The organism is Methylocella sp. (genome assembly GCA_037200525.1).
Taxonomy (GTDB): Bacteria; Pseudomonadota; Alphaproteobacteria; order Rhizobiales; family Beijerinckiaceae; genus Methylocapsa.
Map to the genome: position 1 here is coordinate 1,735,365 of JBBCGG010000001.1, position 21,893 is coordinate 1,757,257.

Genomic DNA, 21,893 nt, shown 5'->3' on the forward strand with positions numbered 1-21,893 from the left:
AATCTGACTTCAATAAGAATAGGACGATAGTTAGATGCAAGCGATTGCAAAGAGTCTGCTTATATTCCTTTTATGTCTTTGCGCGCATGCAAATATTGCGGCGGCCAATCCAGGACCGCCGGCAATCACCCTGCGATTAGGAGATAGTTGGAAGTTCGCCACGGACCCGGGCGATGAAGGAATTACCCGCCGCTGGTATGCCGGCGATTTCGATGACTCAGCCTGGCGAACTCTTCGATCGGGGCTGTCCTGGGAGGAACAGGGCGTCGACCATCATGGATTTGGTTGGTACAGGCAGAAGCTTCTCATTCCCCAAGACTATCGAGGCAGCGATCTCGTGCTCACCCTCGCTCCAATGCCGTCGGACGACGACATTTACGTCAACGGCGTGCACGTGGGAGGGATCAGAGGCGAGTATAAATACGCCAATCTATTGCAACGGGTATACACGGTTCCTCCCACGGTCTTGCGTTACGGGCAGGAAAACACGATCGCTATTCGGGTATGGGGGGGCAATCTTACCTTTATCGGAAGCAAAAGCGGCCTCGTCGCTGGGCCTTATACTGCTGAACTCAGTTCTTATCGCATAGCGGCGAGAGAACAAGGAAGCGACGATTCAGCCGAGCGAAATATCGAGCTTTTCGACCTGAGCGACGCCCAGAGAGGCAAGCCATTTGAGCTGGTTTTCCGGTTTCCAAAGGAAATACTCAACAATGGCGCGGGGCAAATGCACTACGCCTTGGCGGATTATTATGGCGGAGCGATTGGCGCCGGCGTGACCCCCGTCAAGGTGGGCAATGATGGCATCGCCCGTGGGATCGTGAACGTCGATCATGAAATGTCGCAAGCAATCTACCTCGGCGGCCGATTTAAGGCGGATGTAGTTGTATCCGATGATGGCGGCAGTCCGCTGTATCGGAGTTCGACGGAGGTCGATCATCTTTCCTTCGCCAGCAGAGATTCCCAATCTTTGCCTCCTCTAGCTGAGGCCGTGGAGGATACTCCCTATGGTAAGCTCAAACTCATAGATGAGATCGATTCCTCGCAATCCTTGGCCGAGGAGCAACACCCCTATCTGGCGAGCGGTTTCGACAAGGCGCAGATGTTCAAGACGCCGGGCTCTCCTGTGAAAGTCATGGTCAATGAGATCCTTGGCAAAAAAGCCAGGGAAAGCGAAAATGGCTGGTTCGCATACCGTATCGGACGCGGAAAGCTTCGGCCCCACTCGACCTATTTGCTTCGCATCGAATATCCCGAAGACAAGCCGCGCCTAGCCCCTGTCGAAGTGCAGGTGGGACAAAATTTTATGGATATCGGGTGGAAAAACGGAGTTGGGGCCAATGATCCTTACGATAACTGGCCGCTGAGCAAGAGTTGGCAGTGGTATGACGCAATAGTGCCACTGGATGACGAGACAGTAGGTACGGGGGGCACCGGCAGCGCGTCGGCTGAAAACGGCTTCTGGGTTTATTTCATCAACAAAGTCTTTCCCCAAAAGTATAATTCTTTGTATGAGGGCGGCCCAGCCGTCGCGAGGATCAAGCTATATGAGATTGACCCTGAGAAAAACGCGCCTCTTATCAATAAGCCCAAGAATCTGCCGCAACGCGTCCTGATGTTTGATTGGGAGCGCCAACCCGATCATCATCCAGCTGACCTTGTCGCCTACGCAAAGTTGATGGGATATAACGCCATATCTCCGGTGATCCTCAAATGGGGCTTTGCAAATTACAGCGATCCTTTAAATGGATATAATTCAGTCAATGTTGATGCTCGGGATTACTGGGTAACGCGGCTTTACCAGCCGCTGACCCAAGATGCGGGGCCAGCCCTGCCAGGCGTCGACTCGGTTCACGTCAAATATCTGGCCGCGACAAAGAACTCCGGCGTCGATTATGTGCCGCGCATTGAATACGGCGGCTCGCTTGATCTTCCTGTCGAGGCGCGAGCCATCGCCAGCAATGGTAAACTCGCGAAGCCTAAGCGCTTTGCCGCTTGGTGCGCCGACCTTTTGCATCCGGCGACTTGGGATGATCTTGCCAAGCTCGTGGACCATCTCTTCAAGCCTTACGTTAAGGACAACCCACAATTGTCCGGCATTTTGTGGCGGGTCCGAAGCAATCGCATGCCGATTAGCTACAGCCGGTACGACATTGCGCTGTTTGCTAGCGAAACGAAGTCCATTATTCCCCAGGGATCTGACGCGGCGCTTGCGGCGTGGGCGTCGAACGGCGCTGGAAAAGTCCCATATGAAAATTGGTGGCACCAAAAACGCCAGCAGTTTCACTCCAAGCTGGTTGATCTTCTTGAAAGCTACAGATCAACAATGAAGTTATATTATTATAACTGGGACGAGGATAAATTTAGCTTAATTTTACCTGACGCCAATAGCTGGGCCTTCTTGAGCCAAGTTGCTGCTGCAAAGGAAGGCAGCCGCGCGGTTTATGAGAAAGACCGTGACGATCGCAGGTCGATCAAAGATGATGATTACGTAGAGACAATCCGTTCCGGGAATTTTGGTAAAGCAAGCGGAGGGATCAACCGGGCCGATTACGGATTACGCCCGGAACTTTATCAGCACGCCAAGGGGATTGAATTATTGGCGCCAACGGGTTCCCTCTATCTCGCGAATAGCCTCGAGTATCTGAATTACTTCAAGACGGCGGATGGGTTGGGCGTAAGTAATCTTGTCTCGTACGACGAAGTGGCGTCTCGGACGATTAATCCCAAATACGAAGCGAGCATGATCACTCCGGCCGGCCCGGCCTTCAGCATGGCGCTTGAGCTTTTGGCTTATTTCCACGGTGATGCCCGAACATTGACATATACGGCTTATACTTATGGGCGGGGATTTGCCGACGCGCATAGGAGGTTTGCCGAAGCTTTTCTCGCGCTTCCCGCCATCGACGGGACGGTTGTCAATGAAACTGACCCTGATCTCAAGGTCCGTCTTTATTCCTCCCCAAATGAAACCTATGTAGGAGTGGCTTATCGAGGCTATACCTCCAAGAAACTCACCATCGATCTCCCTGGTTCTTTGAAGTCGAACGTCACAGTTAGGAATTTAGTCACCGGCAAGACGGTTCCAACGATCATCGCCAATAACGAATTACAATTCGACTTGGAGTCAGGTCCTATGGAGCTAAATGCGTTTATTGTGCAGTAAGGCTGTATTCTGGTCCAGTAGTGGCAGGGCTAGGATGTTTGAAGCTGCGGCGAGACCGAGACTGGGGGAAGAGCGAGTTACCTGCCGCCAGCGTAGCAAATGGCGGTAAAGCTGGCATCGGCGCGATGCATTCGCGACGAATGCTTACTTTCAACTCCCTATAGATCGGTTCAAATCCGAAGTGAAGGGGGAATAAATCTAGGGAGCTGACGAAGTGCAAAAGATAGAAACCTATCCTCTTCCAGATAGGGCGACATTCCAGGAGCGGTTTGCGAAGTCAAATATCCCCTGCAAGTTTGAAATTCCGGCGCCATGGGGCGCGCATAAGAAATGGTCCCTTGAATGGTTGAAGGAGAATTTTGGTTATCTCGACGTTTCTCCCATTCTCTACAACAAGGATGATTTCTATACGAAGCCTGAGACTACCCGGCTTTTGTTGAGCGAATATATTTCCGCGCTCACTAGTGATGGCGCTCGCAAGACATATTATTTGTCGGCATATAATTTACTGGAGCATGCGCCATCGCTTAAAGCTGATTTGGAATTTCCCAGCTATGAGCTTTCTCCCCGATTAGCTCGGATCTATTTCTGGATGGGCGTCGACGGTTCGCGTCTTCATGCCGACTACGCCGATAATCTGTTTGCTCAGATATTGGGACGGAAACGATTTCAGCTTTATGCACCGGAGCGAGAGCCGTCGAGATATCCATGCCGCATTACGTGGTATTCGTGCTTTAGCCTGACCGACTATACAAACGCCGCCAGTTCCGGCATTCCGCCATTGAGCGAGTTTGAGCCGGACTACGATATAATTGTTCATCCTGGAGAGATGTTGTACTTGCCTTACGGCTGGTGGCACAAAGTATCATGTCTTGATGTTACAATTTCGGTCAATAAATGGTGGATGACGCCGCAAATGATAATGAAGCGAGCGGCGCCTCGAATGCGCGATCTTTGGCGGAACCGAAAGAAAGAACGCATTGTCCCATTATAGCCTGAGGCAGGGCTGAGGTTTCCTAATGCGCCCTTCTTCCGGGAAGCTTGCGTGATTGTCTCTGGGGCGGCGGAGCCTTTTTGGCGATACGGCAGGCAACTCTCCTGTCGGGCGCCAATGCCAAAGCGTTTTGGAGAAGTTTCTCGTTATCCGCATCGGCAAGCATCAGCCGTTCGAGGCGCATCCCAATAGGAAGGCGACCGGCTCGACGGCGTCCCTCTTTGCAGAGCGCTTTGTTGCTGGGGAGGCAGGGCCCGGCGACTTGATTTCGGCGGGATGAGCGCTCCCGTTACTCATCGCGCGGCGCATCCACATTTCGAATCGTCAAGGCTGACCTCTAAATCAGCCTTGCGTCATGTGAAACGCAGCATAAGAATCCCCAGCCGGAAATCATCGTTACGGCCTAACAAGAGTCTTGGCGGCGTTGCCAGATTCGGTGATGTTAACAGCGTTGAACGACGCCAAGTTGAGCAGCTGAAGAAATTTCGATACTTCGACTGTGTCTGCGTTCGAAATATAGACGACGTCGCGATCTCGCATCGCAAACTTTTGCGTCAAGAAAAAGCTCGAGGGCTGGCGAAGATCGAGGTGATATATGGTGGGAATAAACCTCGTCTCGGGGGGGAAACTTGTCAATATTGACCCCGCGCGCTCAAGCACTTCGCGATCCTCGGCCCTATAAATAAAAACCTGCGAGGGATCTGCGCGGTTATCCAGCAAGCCGCCAGCCCTACCCATTGCGTCAGCAAGGTATACATTTTCAGCATCGAAATCGAAGCGGCCTGGCTGACCAGCGGAACCAAAGGCGAGGAAGAAACGCTGTTTGCGGTACGCATAGATAATATCCTTCGGCGCAACAAAAATGTTCTCCTTGGGATCATCTACAAGTCGAAGGAAATAAATCGTCGACTCTTTTCCGTTGCGCTGCAAAGTTACATAAGTTTCCCACCCTTCGAAACGAAGGCCGTTAGCTTTCGCGATCATGTCCAGCACACGGTCGCCGCCTAGATTGACTGTGAATTTGTTAGCGGCGTTGACATCGCCGGTTACGGCGGCCTGCGATAATCTGTCGACGAACGATACAATGACTTGAGGTTGAATTGCGCGAGCCGCGAGGCGCGTTTCGATATCGCTTTGAATTTGCGAAAGACTGCGGCCGATAGCCTGGACGCGTCCCGCATAAGGAACAGCTATGGTCCCCGATCGATCAACTATTTCGGCGGGGAAAGTCACGAAGTTGCCCGGGCGCACGCTTGCTTCGCGCGGAATGAAGAGGCCGCCCGAACTAGACTCGAACACGGTGATTTGCAGCTGGTCGCCCTCGACGACTTTGATTACCGGCGGCCCGCCAGATCCGCCGCCAAAGGTTTTGTATATCGATCCATTTGAAGGAGGGGGAAGCAGGTCAAGTATTGCCGGCGTGAGGTCCAGAAGTGCATAAGACGAAGGAGGGCTTTGCTGGTCTGAGGGTATACCATCGGTTGCAGAGCTATCAATGATATGATGATCCGGGCCAGAACGAGGAAAGCTTGTGCAAGATGTCAAAAGAAATGCACATAAGATCGCGACCGATTTAAGCTGGATAGACCGTTTCATGCAGGCTCCTTACGCTTAGGCTAATAATACAACGCCGCCATAAATGTCTAGTCTCAGTTGGCGAAAACCGACCGCGTAAGTGACGCCGCCCGCATGGCCAAGCGCGCTCAAATCGCGAATGAGGGCAATCGGGAAGATGAGGCTTGGCGATGCAGTGTTCTTATGGCGGATCTCGCCGCGCGGAGCGCTGCGACGAGTCCCGTAACCAGAGCTATGCCATTCATTCATGGCCGGAAAAAGCCCTTCGGGACAAGGCGATATGGATGCCGAATCCGGCTATGGATAGGAACGACGGAAACAATGCGATGAGAGGCCGAGCAGGAGCTTCTGAAGGGTTTTCTTGGTCAGATCGTGATAGTTGCTTGGTCTGCTAGGTTGCAGCGCAATGCCGGATGCATCTATCGCGTGAGGCACCAGATTCAACAGCGCGCTGATCTGACGCAGGCGTTTTTGGACTGGCGCGCAGAAAGAATTCCCGACGATGAGAGCATCGGTTTCTTCGTGATTCGCTCCACTCAGCGGATTGAACTTCAAGACCGCGGCTGTTCGGAGCTTCCCTTTCCCGAGCAGCCAGTTGCGCGCGCAAATTCCCGCCGCTTGCGCAAATGCTCAAAATAACTCAACGCTTCTGAACTATCCTGCGCTCTGGAGAAGCGACCCATGAAACTCGCCGAAGTTCGTAAAAAAGCTTTCGCCATGCCGCTGAACGATCCCGCCTATCCGCGCGGACCGTATAAATTCTATAATCGCGAATTCATCGTGATCAGCTACCGGACCGACCCGGACGCGCTGCGCGCCGTCGTTCCAGAGCCGCTCGAAGTGATTGGCGACACGGTCAATTACGAGTTCATCCGCATGCCGGACTCAACCGGCTTTGGCGATTACACCGAGACCGGCCAGGTTATTCCGGTGCGCTTTACCGGCGCCGACGGGATCGCGCAGGAGGGCGGCTACGTCCATGCGATGTATCTCGACGATAATTCGCCCATCGCTGGCGGACGTGAGATCTGGGGCTTTCCGAAGAAGCTCGCGACGCCGCTGGTCTCGCACGAGAGCGAGACCTTGGTCTGCACTCTGCATTACGGCTCAGTGCTCTGCGTCTCCGCCACCATGGGCTATAAGCATCGCGAAATTGATAAGGCTCCGCTGCTGCAAAGCCTCGCAAAACCCAATTTCATGATCAAGATCATCCCGCATGTCGATTGCACGCCGCGCATCTGCGAGCTGGTGCGCTATTATGTCGAGGACGTCACCGTGAAAGGCGCATGGAGCGGCCCCGCCGCCATCCAATTGTTCGATCACGCGATGTGCGACGTCAACCGCCTGCCGGTGCGCGGCGTCGTCTCCGCCACCCATTTCATTACGGACCTCACCCTTGGGCTGGGCGAGGTCGTTTATGATTATTTGAAGAGCTGATCGGACGAGGCATTCTTCTTCCGAGACGGCCTTCTGCGCAATCCCAGCCCAAGCGCAAGAAGCGCCTGAGAAGGACGGTCGCGAGCATTAACGCGGCCGTCATGACGACCAAACCCGCCGTCTGCGTTCTGAGCTCCCGAGAAGCATCCACTGCGCTGGCGAAAAGACTTTTGGCATAGTCATTAGTCTCGCTGCGCACGCCTCGCTTTTTGGCGATGCGCTCGGCGAATTGCCTTGAGCCCGATCGCGGGGAGCCGCGTCTCATTCTATCGATCATACGGTTTGTATTGGTCGCGATAGAATCGCGCCGAGTTGCGGGGTTGCTTCCTCTGCGGCATCAGCTCTTGAACATTTCCGAGACGACTTTTTTTCTCTGGCAATTGCTCAATATGACTTCCATATTTTGTAGGCATACTCAGATAGTTATGAGATGTATGTGACTATAAATAATTATATCTGATGTATTATGCAACTTTTAACATTAAATACGCAAAACATATCGTCTACTTAATGGTATTAATAATCTCAACATATGTAATCGCAAACTTTCAATTTAGTTAAGAATATGATTTTTGGCGTTAGATAAAGAGTTGATTCAGTTTTTTGCTTAAACTGGTTTTCATTAGTTGCAACTAAATTTGCGCCATGGAGCGCCAAGCGAATCGGCGCCGCAGGCAAAAGACGAGGATGTGGTTATGAATAATGCGCTGAAGAGCGACGCGTCGCTGGCTCGCAGGGAGCGGCCGGCCGAGGTTCGCCCGGTCTATCTCGAAGCCTTGACTTTGGTCGAACGCCTGCATTGCCGGCTTCTTGACGTCATCAAGGATGAATTTGACCGGCGCGGCCGCAGCGACGTCAACTCGGTGCAGGCCCTCTTGCTTTATAATATCGGCGATAAGGAGCTGACCGCCGGCGAGTTGCGCACGCGAGGCTACTACCTCGGCTCCAATGTCTCCTACAATGTAAAGAAGCTGGTTGAAACCGGCTATCTTCACCACGCGCGCTCGCGAATTGATCGCAGGGCGGTGCGCATCAGTCTGACCGAAAAGGGCCGCGATGTGCATGATATCGTGTCCGGGCTTTATGATAAGCATGTAGCCACGGTGGAACAGATTGGCGGCATCGCCTCGGACGAGTTCGCCCGGTTCAATCAATCGCTGGTTCGACTCGAGCGATTTTGGGCGGATCAAATTCGATACCGGCTTTGATGACAGCTTTACGGTTAAAAGCCAAGCTTAAGTAAGCGTTTGCGCAATTCTCTACTGAACGGAAAGCAATATATCATGTGCGATGCGGGGCGGCCAAACGCACCGCCCATGCAAATCACCGCATTGCCTTAGATTTGCCTCCCTGTTTGTCTCTTGTTAACCATCGGGATGCTAAGGGAAGGCCGGATGTGGCTGGGCTTGGGCCTTCACGCGGCTGTGGTTTGCCGCTGAGCCTCAAACGTGGTCTTCGAGATCGGGTCTAGCATCGCTTTAAGCGGCCTTGCGCGCGTCATCGCAATGCCGCCGCCGCGACGAATCGCCAGATTCGCGCGCCGAAGTAAAGGAGCAGGGCATGGGAGAGCGAAGCTTGGCGTATCGAAGGTTGGAGTTCAAAGTGACGACAAATTTGATCGGTTCAGCGCGAATCGCCTTGCGGCGCGGAACGGCCTTGGCCGCTTTGATGGCTGGCTTTTGTTTCTACCCGTCCCTTCATGCGCTTGCCGCCCCCGGCGATGCGCAATTTGGCGAACAAGCGGAGTGGGCGCAGCGCTACGACGCCGATCCGCATCTGGCCGTCACCCGCTCAAATACGCCGGTTCTTTCGCCGCAAACCTTGGCGGCGACGGAGCAGGCGATTGAATCCTACCGGCAGATCGTCGCAAACGGCGGCTGGAATATGGTTCCCGCGACGCATGTGCTGCAACTCGGCGTCAACGGGAGCGCCGTCGTTGCGCTGAGGAAACGGTTGGCGGCTTCGGACGATCTTGACGCCTCTGCCGGCGCCTCTCCGATTTTTGATTCTTATGTCGACGCCGCAGTGAAGCATTTCCAGGCTAGGCATGGGCTGTTGCAGACAGGCGTCGTCTCCAAGGAAACCTTCGCCGCGCTCAATATCCCAGCCGATGTGCGCCTGCATCAGCTCGAGATCAATCTGGTCCGCTTGCGTTCATACTCGGGCAACCTCGGCGAGCGTTTCGTCATGGCCAATATTCCGGCGATGGCGGTTGAAACGGTTGAAAACGGCGTCGTCGCCACGCATCACGAGGCTGGCGTCGGCAAGATCGACCGTCAGTCGCCGGTGATGATGACCAAAGCGATCGACATTAATTTCAACCCCTATTGGACCGTGCCCGTCTCAATCATCCGCAAGGATTTGATTCCGCGGATGCAAAAAGATGCCAACTATCTCAGCGACCATAAAATCCGGATCTTCAACAAGAGCGGCGAAGAGGTTGAGGCCAGCCAGATCGATTGGAATTCGCTGGACGCGGTCAATTATAAATTCCGCCAGGATCCGGGCGGCGACATCAATTCGCTCGGCGTCGTCCGCATCAACATCAACAATCCCTACGGCGTCTACATGCATGACACCCCGGAAAAGGGCGTCTTCGGGGATGACGTCCGGTTCGTATCGTCTGGCTGCATCCGGGTGCAGAACGTGCGCGACTATGTGACCTGGCTGCTCAAGGACACGCCGGGCTGGGATCGCGAGCATATCGATGAAGCGATCCGCTCCGGCCAGCGCATCGACGCCAAGATCGCGACGCCGATTCCCGTGTATTGGGTTTATGTCACGGCTTGGGCGACGCCCGACGGTCTCGCCCAATTCCGCGAAGACATTTATCAGCGCGACGGGTTTGGACCGGTCGCCTCCAATGCCTCCGCGCCCGCGCCGCTTGAGCAGGCGATTCAACCGCAACCGGCCGCGCAACGTTCGCTCAGTACGCGCGGGCAGCCGCTCGAGCCCTTCGACGACGACCAACAATAAAAGATCGCTCAAAGAAAAACGAAGCCACCGCGACATGCTCGCGGTGGCTTGACAAAACTCCGGCTTAGTTAAGGGCCGACGCTGAATTCGATGCGTCGTTCGTTCAGTTGGCCGGCATCGCTTCCGCTTGCATTTCCGCTGCCATATCCCTTGGCGATCAGGCTGGCGGGGTCTGCGCCTGCGTCGACGAGGATTTGGCGGACGGAATCAGCGCGGTGTTGCGATAGAACGAGGTTAGCGGCCGGATCGCCCCTGCTGTCCGTATAGCCGCTGATGTGAACGACGGTTCCGGCCGGCAATTGCTTGATCAAGTTTGCCGCCTGCGTCAGGAGCGGTTTGCTGCTTGCCTCAACCTCGGCGCTTCCTGTCGCAAAATTGAGAACCGTCTTGTTGAGCACGCCAACCAGATCTTTGCCGCTGAAGCCCGATTGCGGCGCCGAGAGGTCGGTAACTGGCTTCGTCGCGACGCGCGATAAATTCGCAAATTCGAATTGATTGCCAAAAATTGATTTCAAGGTAGCGAGAATTTCCTCGCGAGCCGCGTCGGGAATGACTCCCCCGACGCTCAACGTATTGCCCTCAAACACGGCCTTCGAGCGAGATATGTTCAAAGCCGCCAGGGCCGCTTGCAATTTGGGAAGCCACGGCGGCGCGGCGGTGTGAGCCTCCACGGCGAGATTGCCTGAGACCTTGTTGGGTCCGAACACCGTCTTGAGCGAGTCGATGATCGAGTCTCGGGTTGCGTTGTCTGCGACGACGCCCGAAAAAAGGATCGCGCCATCTGCATTGCTGAGGGCCAGGCGCGCCGGCGCCCTCGGCGCAGTTTCCGCCGGCGCAGTTTCTACGGGCGCGGGAGTTGATGCAGCCGAAGTCGATTGAGCTGGGGTGGCGACGACAGGAGGCTTAGCCTGCTTTGGCACAAAATGCGCCACGAACCCGGTTGCAAGGAGCGCGGCGACGCCCGGAAAAATCCACCTGTTTACGCCAGAGGTATCCTCGCCGCGAAGGCTGCGCCGCGGAGCCGATTCTACCCGGCGAAACATGCTGTGCGCGCGGGAGGGGGAAGGCGTCGCAGTGATGGGCCCTTCAAGAAAACTCGCGACCGAAGCTGGGATCGACGTTGGAACGAGGCCGCCCGGCGTCAGCAGCCCAATAATTCTCGGTATCGCATAGCCGAGCGCGGCGGCGACAATTCCGCTCCCTAGCCCGGTTTTTTTCTCGATCGTCGCGGCGCCTCCGCGGAGCGCCTTCTCCACGGCGTGCGGCGCGATTGCGTTGCTGTCGGGTTTGCCGAGCCAGGAGGAAACTTGCGGCGCAAGTCCGCTGGCCCTGAATTTGTCGAGGAAGCCATCAACGCCGCCAGGATCGCCGGTGATCTGACGCAGCAGCTCCTGAATGAGCGGAGCGGCTTGGGATCCAAGACTAAATCGCGATTTGACGTCTTCGATAAGCGCGTCGAATAATGCCATTTTTCCGATCCTCCTCCCATAACGATGCTAGCTCTCGATCGATCTATGTCGATCTTTCGCGCCATGACGGGTCTACCGACTTTCGCCCCAAGCGCGGGATTCAGGCGCGGGCATGCGGTCGGCTGACGCCGCTGGTCTAGTGACGCTCACACGTCATCCCTATATTATCGACCTGGGGGCCTCGTTTCGTCCACCGCCGGAAGGGCGATCTGTTGGGATAATGTCTTTATTTATCTGCTCGGTTGAATCTGCCCAATTTTTACCCAGTAGGCGATCGCCAAGCCGCAGCCGCCTTCCGGCAATCCCTTCACCCTGCGCCTTCACGCGCGCGGAGCTACATGGTATGGCGACTATTCGACATTATGCGCCGGGCCGATTTGCCGACAGCTTCGGTGCCGCTGTAGGTTTCTCCGTACTCAAAAGGAGCTCTCAATATGAGCCAAGCTAACGCTGACAAAGGCAGCCTCGCCTCGAACTCATTTTTTGAAGCGAGTCTCAAGGATGCCGATCCCGAGATCGCCAAGGCGATCGAACTGGAGCTTGGTCGGCAGCAGCATGAGATCGAGCTCATCGCCTCGGAAAATATCGTGTCGAAGGCGGTGCTCGAGGCTCAGGGCTCGGTTCTGACCAACAAATACGCCGAAGGCTATCCGGGACGTCGCTATTACGGCGGTTGCCAATTCGTCGACATCGCCGAGACGCTAGCGATCGAGCGTGTTACGCGCCTGTTCGACTGCAAATTCGCCAATGTTCAGCCAAGCTCAGGCAGCCAAGCCAATCAGGCGGTGTTTCTCGCCCTTTTGCAGCCGGGCGATACCTTCATGGGCCTCGACCTCGCCGCAGGCGGCCATTTGACGCATGGCTCGCCCGTCAACCTCTCCGGCAAATGGTTCAAGCCAATTTCCTATGGAGTGCGCCGCGACGATCATCTGATTGATATGGAGGCCGTCGCCCGCCTCGCTGCGGAGCACAAGCCGAAGCTGATCATCGCCGGCGGCTCGGGCTATCCGAGGCATTGGGATTTCGCCCGTTTCCGGGAGATCGCGGATTCGGTCGGCGCCTATTTCTTCGTCGATATGGCGCATTTTGCCGGATTGGTGGCTGGCGGCGCGCATCCCTCGCCGTTCCCGCACGCCCATGTCGTGACCTCGACGACGCATAAAACTTTGCGCGGCCCGCGCGGCGGCTTGATTCTGACCAATGACGCCGACATCGCAAAGAAAATCAATTCGGCGGTCTTCCCAGGCCTTCAGGGCGGCCCGTTGATGCATGTGATTGCGGCCAAGGCCGTCGCCTTCGGCGAAGCGCTGCAGCCCGATTTCAAGCTTTACGCGCGTCAGGTTGTCGATAACGCCCGTGCGTTGGCGGAGACTCTCAAGAGCAGCGGTTTCGATTTGGCGTCAGGCGGCACCGACAACCATCTGATGCTGGTCGATTTGCGGCCCAAGACTTTGACCGGCAAGGCGGCGGAAGCCGCGCTGGGTCGCGCCTCGATCACTTGCAACAAGAATGGGGTGCCTTTCGACACCGCCAGCCCAATGGTGACCTCGGGAATTCGGCTTGGCTCGCCGGCGGCCACATCGCGCGGCTTCGGCGTCGCGGAGTTCAAGAAAATCGGCGAGTTGATCGCTGAAACCTTGGATGGCCTTTCGGCCAACGGCGATGCCGGAAATGCTGCGGTTGAAGCCAAGGTCAAGACCACGGTTAAAGAGTTGACGGATCGCTTCCCGATCTATTGAGGCTCTGTCGCGATGCGCTGTCCTTATTGCGGCAGTCTTGAAACGCAGGTCAAAGACTCGCGGCCAACAGATGACGCCTCCGCCATCCGGCGGCGGCGGGTCTGCCCTGACTGCGGCGGCAGATTTACGACCTTCGAGCGCGTGCAGCTGCGCGAGTTGACGGTTCTGAAAAAGTCCGGCCGCCGGGTTCCGTTTGAACGAGACAAGCTGATGCGCTCGCTTGAGCACGCTTTGCGCAAGCGTCCGGTCGAGCCGGATCGCGTCGAGCGCATGGTCAATGGCATTGTGCGCCAGCTCGAGAGCCAGGGCGAGAATGAAGTGCAGAGCCAGCAGATCGGCGAGCTCGTCATGGAGGGCCTTCGCTCCCTCGACAGCGTCGCCTATGTCCGCTTCGCCTCGGTCTACCGTAATTTTCGCGAGGCGCGCGATTTCAATAATTTAATTGATGAACTGGCCGGCGAGGCGCTTGCTCCTGCCGATGACGAGATCGCTCCGGCGCCGCCAAAAACGCGCTCGCCGAGCCAGGCATGATCGATGCCGATTTGGATGCGCGGTTCATGGCGGCCGCGATCGCCCTCGCGCGGCGTGGGCTTGGGCGCGCCGCGCCAAATCCTGCGGTGGGGGCCCTGATCGTCAAGGATGGGGCGATTATTGCGCGCGGCTGGACCAAGCCGGGCGGCCGGCCTCACGCCGAAACCGAGGCGTTGCGCGATGCCGGCGAAGCGGCTCGAGGGGCGACGCTCTACGTGACCCTCGAACCCTGTAGCCACCACGGCGTCACGCCGCCCTGCGCCGAAGCAATTATTAAGGCGGGGATCTCCCGCGTCGTGTCGGCGATTGGCGATCCGGACCTCCGCGTGGCGGGACGCGGCTATCAGCTCCTCAACGACGCTGGCATAGATGTGACCACGGATGTTCTGGCCGATGCGGCGATGCGGGCCAATCTCGGCCACATGCTTCGCGTCACAATCCAGCGGCCGATGGTCACCTTAAAGCTTGCGTTGACGGCGGATGGCTTTGCAGGCGGCCCGCGGGATAAGCCTCGCATCGCCATAACCGGTCCCATTGCGAACGGCCTCGTCCATGTCATGCGGTCGATGCATGACGCCATTCTGGTCGGGAGCGGAACGGTTCTGACCGACGATCCGTTGCTCACCGTGCGGCTGCCGGGACTGTGCGCGCGTAAGCCTTTGCGAGTCATATTCGATAGCGGGCTGAACATCCCGTTGACGTCCGGGCTGGTTGCGACGGCTGGCGCTTATCCGACTTTGATCATCGCCGGGAAGGGCGCGTCGGAAGCCGCCGCCGCTCGCCTCAAGGAGCACAATGTCGAGGTTGCGTTCGCGCCTCGCGACAAGGCCGGCCATGTCGACCTCGCGGCGGCGCTCAGGCATCTTGCCGCTCGAGGCATAACGCGGGTGTTTTGCGAGGGTGGCCCGACGTTGGCGGAAGCCCTGATCAGTCGCGGGTTCGCCGATGACGTGCTTCTCTTTAGGAGTCCCATGGCGCTCAGGCGGGAGGGGCTTGCAGGGCTCGCCGCCGCCAGCGCCGCCGCGCTGGATGATCCGCGTCGCTATAGGCGCGTCGAGACGCGCAGCGTCGGGGACGATGTTTTGACCCGCAGCGAAAGAGTTTTGTGATGTTTACCGGTCTTGTGAGCGATGTTGGCGAGGTGGCAAAGGTCGAAGCGCGGGGGAACTTGCGACGCGTCCGCGTGCTTTGCTCCTACGCTCCCGAAACGATCGCGCTCGGAGCCTCGATCGCCTGCGGCGGCCCCTGTCTGACGGCGGTCGGGATAGGCGCTTTGGACGACAAAACCTGGTTCGACGTCGATGTCGCCGCTGAAACGCTCGCGCGCACCACGGCGGCGAACTGGAAGCCGGGAGTAAAACTCAATCTTGAGCGCTCCCTGAAGCTTGGCGATGAACTTGGCGGCCATATCGTCACCGGCCACATCGATGGGATTGCGGAAATTCTCGCCATTGAGGATTTCGACGGCATGAGGCGCATTGCTTTACGCGCCCCGCCGGCGTTGGCGCGTTTCATTGCGGAAAAAGGCTCGGTTTCGCTCGATGGCGTGTCACTAACTGTCAATAGCGTCGCGGGGGATGCGTTCTCGGTTCTGCTGATCCCGCATACGCTGCTGGTCACGACATGGGGCGAGAAGAGCGTCGGCGAGGCTGTTAATCTCGAAGTCGACCTGATGGCGCGTTATGCGGCGCGGTTGAGCGAACATCCGGCGCAAACGGCGTGAGGAGAATCTTCAGCGCTGCGATGCTGGAAACATCCGTCGAAAGCAGGCGAGTTTTGCCTGCCGCTCAGCATGAGGATTGGCGGCCGCTCACAACTTCGCCAGCGCCGCCTCGATGATCTCCTTGCATCGGAGCAAACGCGCATATTCGGATTTGTCGACGAGGATTTTTTCGGCCGAGGCCGCCGGGTTTGCGGCGAAGGCTGAATGAGCCGCGTGGGCGTCGCGCAACGCCTTCTCCAACAGCGTAGCGCGCAGGTTGGCGCGATCGGGAAAAGGCTGACTGGCCAAAATCTGGGGGTCGCGCTGAGCCTCGTCGTCTGAAGATTTTGCGATCCGCTTCGCGCCGGACCGTTCTTTCTTGCCGAAATCATATTCAATGATCATGGCCTCTCCAATCGCGGCCGAAGGTTCGCCATTGGCGTGGCGTAATGCCGCTGTCAAACCTCAAGAATGACTTGGTCTGCGCCAGCGCGCAAGAGTAATTGCGAAAGAGATGCGACGAAAAGATGAAAGCGAAATCCGGTTGGCTCCTCTTGAACCCGATCGTTCGCGCTCTAAGTTTTGAACGCCGGCCGCTCGGCAAGCCTGACGCGACCGAACGCATCGGCTGTGGGCCTGTCCGCGCAGTCAAACCCGCGCAGCGATGCGCCGATCGGCGTCAACGACTTGATCCTGAGGGCTTGGCAAGCTCGAATCGAGGAGAAAAGTCATGAACATGCGTGATCTCATGTCTTGGACGCGAGGCTCAGATCAGCCGCCGGACTTTTATCGCGAAGGAATGGGCGGCCTGACCGCGCTGCAGCGCCAGATGAACAGGCTTCTCGAAGACGCTTTTCGCGGCTTCGATGCGCCGGCGCTATTTGGCGGCCGGCATGGTCTCGCCAATATGGCGTGGCCGAAAATCGAGGTGAATGAAACCGAGAAAGACATCCTCATTTCTGCCGAGATCCCCGGACTTGAAGAAAAAGACGTCGAACTTCTGTTGAACGAGGGCAACTTGATTATTCGCGGCGAAAAGAAAGCTGAAATCGAAGACAAGGACCGCCAGTTCAGCGAGCGATTCTATGGCAGGTTCGAACGCCGGATTTCGCTTGGTCTCGACATTGAAGAAGACAAGGTCGAGGCGTCATTCAGGAATGGACTGCTCAAGGTTACCTTGCCGAAGACCGCGCCGGCGCAATCAAAGATGAAACGCATCGAAATCAACGGGCCGACGAAGCATTGATATTGACCCTAATATCGACCTTGGCCTGACGCTTGCAGCGCACGCGCCAGGCCGCGCCGCCGGAGCGAGGCGGGGAAAATTTCAAACAAACTCCATAATAACCGTCTCGACCGCGAGGGAATCGCCGACTTTGGCGCAAATCTTCCTGATGGTGACATCGTGCTCGGCATGGAGGACGTTCTCCATCTTCATGGCCTCGAGCATGCAGAGGGCTTGCCCGGCTTTGACGTCTTGTCCCGCCGCCACATGAATCGCCTTGACGACGCCGGGCATCGGGCAAAGCAGGGCTTTGGAGCCGTTCGCCAACGCCTTTTCCGGCATCAACGCTGCGAGCTCGGCTTCCCGCCGGGTGTACACATAGGCCTCGACCGCGATGCCGCGATGCATCAAGGCGAAGCCGTTAAGGATTGGGCGCAACTGAATCGAGATCGGCTCGCCATCGATTGCGCCGGTCCACACCGGCTGACCCGCCCCCCAGTTCGAAGAGCAAAGATGAGCCTGCCCGCTCGCCTCAAAGCGCACCAAAAGGCCCGCGTCGCCATCATCGAGGCGCACGTCATAACGCGCTCCGCCGAGGAGGACGGAGCGGTCGCGCTCGAAGCTCACAGGGCGCGACGTATGCATTTGCCCTGAGATCAGGCGCTTGCGTTCATTCATCGCATGATCGACCGATGCGGCGACTGTGGCGAGGCGATGCGCCATTTCGTTTGAAGGGGAAAGCGGCGCAAAGCCGGCCGGAAACTCCTGCGCGATAAAGCCCGTGGAGAGCCTGCCAGCCCGCCAGCGCGGGTGGCCCATCACGGCCGCGAGAAAAGGGATGTTATGGCGGATGCCGTCGATTGCGAATTGATCGAGCGCTTGCGCCTGCGCTTCGATGGCGCCGCCGCGATCTCCCGCGTGGGTCGCCAGCTTGGCGATCATCGGATCATAATGGATCGAGATCTCGCCGCCTTCACCGACGCCGGCGTCGATGCGCAGCGTAACGCCGTCGCGGCGTCTTTCGGTCGGCGGCCGATAGGTTCTGAGCCGCCCGGTTGAAGGCAGGAAATTCCGCTGGGGATCTTCCGCATAGATGCGGCTTTCGATCGCCCAACCGCGCATGTGGATGTCCGATTGCTTGATCGTCAGCGGCTCGCCGGCGGCGACGCGGATCATCTGCTCGACAATATCGACGCCGGTGACGAGTTCGGTCACGGGATGCTCGACCTGCAGCCTCGTGTTCATCTCGAGAAAGTAGAAATTTTTATTCTGATCGACGATGAATTCGACGGTGCCGGCGGAGTCGTAATTAACGGCGCGGGCGAGGGCGACCGCCTGTTCGCCCATCGCGCCGCGGAGGGCCTCGTCGAGCAGAGGGGAGGGCGCTTCCTCGATCACCTTTTGATTGCGGCGCTGGATTGAACATTCGCGCTCGCCGAGATGGATCAAGGCGCCATGTTTGTCGCCCAGAACTTGAATCTCGATATGGCGCGGATCGTCGATGAATTTTTCGATGAATACGCGATCGTCGCCAAACGACGACTTCGCTTCCGACTTCGCGCGTAAAAATCCTTCGGCAAGATCCTCCGCCGCATAGGCGATGCGCATGCCCTTGCCCCCGCCGCCGGCCGAGGCTTTGATCATGACCGGATAACCGATCCCTTCGGCGATTTTCGCGGCGTCAGCGGCCTCCTCGATGGCGCCGATGAATCCCGGAATGATCGATATATTGGCGGCTTTGGCGAATATTTTCGACGCGATCTTGTCGCCCATGGCTTCGATGGCCTTGGGGTTTGGCCCGATGAAAACGATTCCCTGATCTAGCAGCGCCTGGGCGAAGGCGGCTCTCTCCGAGAGAAATCCGTAACCGGGGTGCACCGCCTGCGCGCCGCTCGCCTTGGAGGCTGCGACAATCTTTTCGATGTCGAGATACGATTGCGCGGCCGGGGAGGGGCCGATGGCGAGCGCTTCGTCCGCCAGTTGGACATGCAGCGCGTCTCTGTCCGCGTCCGAATAGACCGCGACTGTTGAAATTCCCATCCTCCGCGCGGTTTTGATCACCCGGCAGGCGATCTCGCCCCGATTGGCGATGAGAATTTTCTTGAACATTTGATCCCCGGAATTTGCGATCGGGCGGCGAGCCGCGAGTTCGAATCCTCTTGCGTCATTTGTAGGCTAAGCCGGGAAGGCGCGTCCATGCACAAAAGACTCACAGCCAGGGCTGGACTGGATGGATGTAACATTATAACGTACCTCTATCATTGGTTTTGGCGTTACGGCGCCACTTTGAGGGGAATAATATGTTGCCGCGTCGCGCGTTTTTTGCTTTCGCCCTGGCTCCGAGCCTTGCGCTGGCCGCAGGGTCCGCTCTTGCGGCCGGCACCACGCCAGCTCCGGAAAACGCGGGTGGCTCCGCACCTGCTCCGCAAGGGGCGGCTGGGGCGGACGAGGTCACTCTCGATCCGATCGAGGTCATTTCCCAGCAGCTCGATCAGGCGCGGCTGCAAATCCAACCAAGTCTCGGCGCCAGCACCTACAACTTCAATCAGCAGGCGTTGCAGACAGTTCCGCAAGGCGCGAATGCGCCGTTGAACCAGGTGTTTCTGCAAGCGCCGGGCGTCGCGCAAGACAGTTTCGGTCAGGTCCATGTCCGCGGCGATCACGCCAATGTTCAATTCCGGATCAACGGGGTGGAACTGCCGGAAGGGCTTTCGGTATTCGGTCAGGCGCTCGAAACCCGCTTCGCTCAGAGCATTTCGCTGCTCACTGGCGCATTGCCGGCGCAATATGGATTCCAGACCGCGGGCGTGCTCGACATTCAAACCAAGACCGGCATCACCAACCCCGGCGTCTCGGTTTCGATGTACGGCGGCGGCTTCGGCTGGCTGCAGCCCAGCTTCGAATATGGCGGGCGTCTTGGTTCGGCCGATTGGTTCGTTACCGGCGACTACATGCAGAACAATCGCGGCATTGAAAACCCCGCGTCCTCGTTCAACGCTCTGCATGACGAGACGCAGCAATGGCACGGTTTTGCCATTGTGAACGACATTTTGGATCCAGACACCCGCGTCAGCGTGTTCGGCGGCGCCTTCTTCGGCAATTTCCAGCTTCCGAATAATCCGGGTCAGACGCCATCGCTCGGCTTGAACGTGAATGGAGTCTCGAACGTCAACAGCAGTCTGAGCAATCAGACGCAGACCGAGGCGACGCAGTTTGGCGTGCTCTCGCTGCAAAAGCACATCGACGCCATCGACACGCAAACGTCGCTGTTCATGCGCAACAGCACGCTCGGCTATAGCCCCGACCCCTTTTCCGATCTGTTGTTCAACGGCGTCCAGGAGAACGCGACGCGCACCAATCTAGCGGGCGGAGTCCAGGAGGACGCCAGTTGGCGGCTCAACGATAGCCACACGCTGCGCGGCGGTTTTTTGGTCCAGGTAGAGGGTTCGACGTCCAACACGTCCTCCAATGTGATTCCGCTCGATGCTAACGGCGCGCCCACTTCCAACCAGCCGATCAACGTCATCGACAACAGCAGCCGGACCGGCCTGATATACGGCGCCTATGTCCAGGACGAATGGCGAATTTCGCGAGCTTTGACGTTGAATTACGGACTCCGCTTCGACGGCGTCGATGAATTTACGCAGGCGACTCAGGTCAGCCCTCGCATCAACCTGGTCTGGAAGCCGACCGATACGACGACCATACACGCTGGCTATTCGCGTTACTTCGTCCCGCCGCCGTTCGAACTCGTGTCGTCGAACAGCATTGGCCTCTTCGCCAATACGTCGGGCGCGCCCGCCGTCACCCAGGATTCGACAGTCAAGGCCGAACGCTCGCATTATTTCGATGTCGGCATCAGTCAAATCGTCCTGCCGGGTTGGACCGTCGGCGTCGACAGCTATTATAAATTGGCGACGGATCTGATCGACGAAGGCCAGTTCGGCGCGCCGATCATCCTCTCGGCGTTCAATTACGCGACTGGGCGCGTCGCCGGCGCCGAGTTCACGACCAGTTACGATCAGGGACCTTGGTCGCTCTATGGCAATGTCGCGTGGTCGCGCGCGATGGGCGAAAACATTGTCTCGGCGCAGTTCAACTTCGCGCCTGATGAGCTCGCCTTTATCCAGAATAACTTCATCCACCTCGATCACGACCAGACTTGGACGGCGTCCGGCGGCATCGCTTACACCTTCAACATGGGGACCAAATATCTGACCCGCGTGTCGATGGATCTCTTGGGGCAAAGCGGCCTTCGCTCCAGTACGCCAACCGTGCCGAACGGCGCGTCCTTGCCTGCCTATGCCGTCGTCAATGCCAGCATCGTGCAGAAACTCGATCTCGGCATTGGCGCAGGGACGGAGCTTCGGCTTGACGTTCTAAATCTCACCGATTCCGTCTACGAGATTCGCGACGGCACGGGCGTTGGCGTCGGCGCGCCGCAATTTGGCATTCGCCGCACGATCCTGGCGGGACTGACCCAGCGCTTTTGAAGCTAAACGACGATATGTCGCTAATTGTGATCGGCGCCCTGATGTCCAGCATCAGTCGCGCCCATCCCCTCCACGACGAAGGTAACGTCGACCGGGCCGGCTTTCTCGAAGGTCAAGGTTCCGGCGAATGTCTCGCCCTGTTTGAGCTGGCGCTTCAGATCGAGGAGCATCAGGTGATAAGCACCGGGCGTCAACGCAACCTCGCCGTTGGCCGGAATAGCGACGCCATCAGCGAGCGGCCGCATGCTCATGACGCCGTCTTTCATCGTCATCTCGTGAATCCCCGCGCGGCCGGCGACTTCCACCGTAGCTGACACGAGACGGTCCGGCGCGTCGCCATGATTGCGAATGACGACATAACCGCCGGCGACCTTGGCGTTTGCGGGCGTCGCGCGGGACCAGGGTTGAACGACCTCGATCGAGCCGGCTTTGAAGTCAAGCGCAAAGGCCTCGCCGGTCGCGCCAAGCAGGGCGATCGATGCGAGAACACAGCGAAATCGACGCTGCAAGGCTCGGGCGCGGCCGAAGCGAGCAAGAGCAAGAATGGACATCAAAATCTCCGCGTATGATAGTGCCCGCGCGAGGA

Annotated in this window: 17 protein-coding genes; 12 read left to right on the forward strand and 5 right to left on the reverse strand. The window is 57.6% G+C overall.

All coding sequences use genetic code 11. The features are described from left to right. Nucleotides 1-34 precede the first annotated feature (34 nt). Both WDN46_08385 and WDN46_08390 read left to right on the forward strand, forming a co-directional pair. Nucleotides 35-3,166: a beta galactosidase jelly roll domain-containing protein gene (locus WDN46_08385; GenBank protein MEJ0093442.1), complete on the forward strand. Its 3,132-nt coding sequence runs from the start codon at nt 35-37 to the stop codon at nt 3,164-3,166. 214 nt (nt 3,167-3,380) lie between these two features. Then, nucleotides 3,381-4,160: a cupin-like domain-containing protein gene (locus WDN46_08390; protein MEJ0093443.1), complete on the forward strand. Its 780-nt coding sequence runs from the start codon at nt 3,381-3,383 to the stop codon at nt 4,158-4,160. 396 nt (nt 4,161-4,556) lie between these two features. On the opposite strand, the gene WDN46_08395 is transcribed toward WDN46_08390, so the two are convergent. Beyond that, nucleotides 4,557-5,153, reverse strand: a complete 597-nt coding sequence (locus WDN46_08395) for a hypothetical protein (GenBank protein MEJ0093444.1) — start codon at nt 5,151-5,153, stop codon at nt 4,557-4,559. Nucleotides 5,154-6,416: 1,263 nt separating this feature from the next. On the opposite strand from WDN46_08395, the gene WDN46_08400 reads away from it, so the two are divergent. The 3 genes from WDN46_08400 (at nt 6,417) to WDN46_08410 (ending at nt 10,148) form a co-directional block, all read left to right on the forward strand. Continuing rightward, the gene (locus WDN46_08400; protein ID MEJ0093445.1) at nt 6,417-7,172 is read left to right on the forward strand and encodes an acetoacetate decarboxylase; all 756 of its coding nucleotides are present in this window, start codon (nt 6,417-6,419) and stop codon (nt 7,170-7,172) included. A gap of 695 nt (nt 7,173-7,867) precedes the next feature. Beyond that, the gene (locus tag WDN46_08405) at nt 7,868-8,380 is read left to right on the forward strand and encodes a winged helix DNA-binding protein (protein MEJ0093446.1); all 513 of its coding nucleotides are present in this window, start codon (nt 7,868-7,870) and stop codon (nt 8,378-8,380) included. 460 nt (nt 8,381-8,840) lie between these two features. Continuing rightward, the gene (locus WDN46_08410; GenBank protein ID MEJ0093447.1) at nt 8,841-10,148 is read left to right on the forward strand and encodes a L,D-transpeptidase family protein; all 1,308 of its coding nucleotides are present in this window, start codon (nt 8,841-8,843) and stop codon (nt 10,146-10,148) included. 68 nt (nt 10,149-10,216) lie between these two features. Here WDN46_08410 and WDN46_08415 read toward each other — a convergent pair whose 3' ends face one another. Continuing rightward, complete coding sequence (locus tag WDN46_08415) at nt 10,217-11,617, reverse strand: OmpA family protein (GenBank protein ID MEJ0093448.1); 1,401 nt, start codon at nt 11,615-11,617, stop codon at nt 10,217-10,219. A gap of 434 nt (nt 11,618-12,051) precedes the next feature. Here WDN46_08415 and glyA point away from each other — a divergent pair, with 434 nt between their 5' ends. From glyA to WDN46_08435, 4 genes are read left to right on the forward strand one after another with little or no spacing between them, the layout of a single operon-like run. Further along, nucleotides 12,052-13,356 carry a serine hydroxymethyltransferase gene (gene glyA / locus WDN46_08420; GenBank protein ID MEJ0093449.1) on the forward strand — a complete coding sequence of 435 codons (1,305 nt, stop codon included), beginning with the start codon at nt 12,052-12,054 and terminating at the stop codon, nt 13,354-13,356. A 12-nt stretch (nt 13,357-13,368) separates the two neighbouring features. Beyond that, nucleotides 13,369-13,887, forward strand: a complete 519-nt coding sequence (gene nrdR, locus WDN46_08425) for a transcriptional regulator NrdR (protein MEJ0093450.1) — start codon at nt 13,369-13,371, stop codon at nt 13,885-13,887. After that, on the forward strand, nt 13,884-14,996 hold the full coding sequence (ribD, locus tag WDN46_08430) for a bifunctional diaminohydroxyphosphoribosylaminopyrimidine deaminase/5-amino-6-(5-phosphoribosylamino)uracil reductase RibD (GenBank protein MEJ0093451.1): 1,113 nt from the start codon (nt 13,884-13,886) through the stop codon (nt 14,994-14,996). Before nrdR ends, ribD begins: the two co-directional genes overlap by 4 nt. After that, complete coding sequence (locus tag WDN46_08435) at nt 14,996-15,610, forward strand: riboflavin synthase (protein ID MEJ0093452.1); 615 nt, start codon at nt 14,996-14,998, stop codon at nt 15,608-15,610. Before ribD ends, WDN46_08435 begins: the two co-directional genes overlap by 1 nt. An 87-nt stretch (nt 15,611-15,697) precedes the next feature. Here the strand turns inward: WDN46_08435 and WDN46_08440 are convergent, their stop codons facing one another. Further along, nucleotides 15,698-16,051 (reverse strand): hypothetical protein, encoded by a 354-nt coding sequence (locus WDN46_08440; GenBank protein MEJ0093453.1) that lies wholly within the window; start codon nt 16,049-16,051, stop codon nt 15,698-15,700. Nucleotides 16,052-16,171: 120 nt separating this feature from the next. On the opposite strand from WDN46_08440, the gene WDN46_08445 reads away from it, so the two are divergent. Then, nucleotides 16,172-16,333: a hypothetical protein gene (locus WDN46_08445; GenBank protein MEJ0093454.1), complete on the forward strand. Its 162-nt coding sequence runs from the start codon at nt 16,172-16,174 to the stop codon at nt 16,331-16,333. After that, nucleotides 16,320-16,835, forward strand: a complete 516-nt coding sequence (locus tag WDN46_08450) for an Hsp20/alpha crystallin family protein (GenBank protein MEJ0093455.1) — start codon at nt 16,320-16,322, stop codon at nt 16,833-16,835. Before WDN46_08445 ends, WDN46_08450 begins: the two co-directional genes overlap by 14 nt. A gap of 81 nt (nt 16,836-16,916) precedes the next feature. On the opposite strand, the gene WDN46_08455 is transcribed toward WDN46_08450, so the two are convergent. Further along, nucleotides 16,917-18,923 (reverse strand): acetyl/propionyl/methylcrotonyl-CoA carboxylase subunit alpha, encoded by a 2,007-nt coding sequence (locus WDN46_08455; protein MEJ0093456.1) that lies wholly within the window; start codon nt 18,921-18,923, stop codon nt 16,917-16,919. Between the two features lie 191 nt (nt 18,924-19,114). Between WDN46_08455 and WDN46_08460 the strand changes: the two genes are divergently transcribed. After that, nucleotides 19,115-21,307, forward strand: coding sequence for a TonB-dependent receptor (locus WDN46_08460; protein ID MEJ0093457.1), 2,193 nt, complete (start codon nt 19,115-19,117; stop codon nt 21,305-21,307). Between the two features lie 20 nt (nt 21,308-21,327). On the opposite strand, the gene WDN46_08465 is transcribed toward WDN46_08460, so the two are convergent. Then, nucleotides 21,328-21,858: a copper chaperone PCu(A)C gene (locus WDN46_08465; protein MEJ0093458.1), complete on the reverse strand. Its 531-nt coding sequence runs from the start codon at nt 21,856-21,858 to the stop codon at nt 21,328-21,330. Nucleotides 21,859-21,893 lie beyond the last annotated feature (35 nt).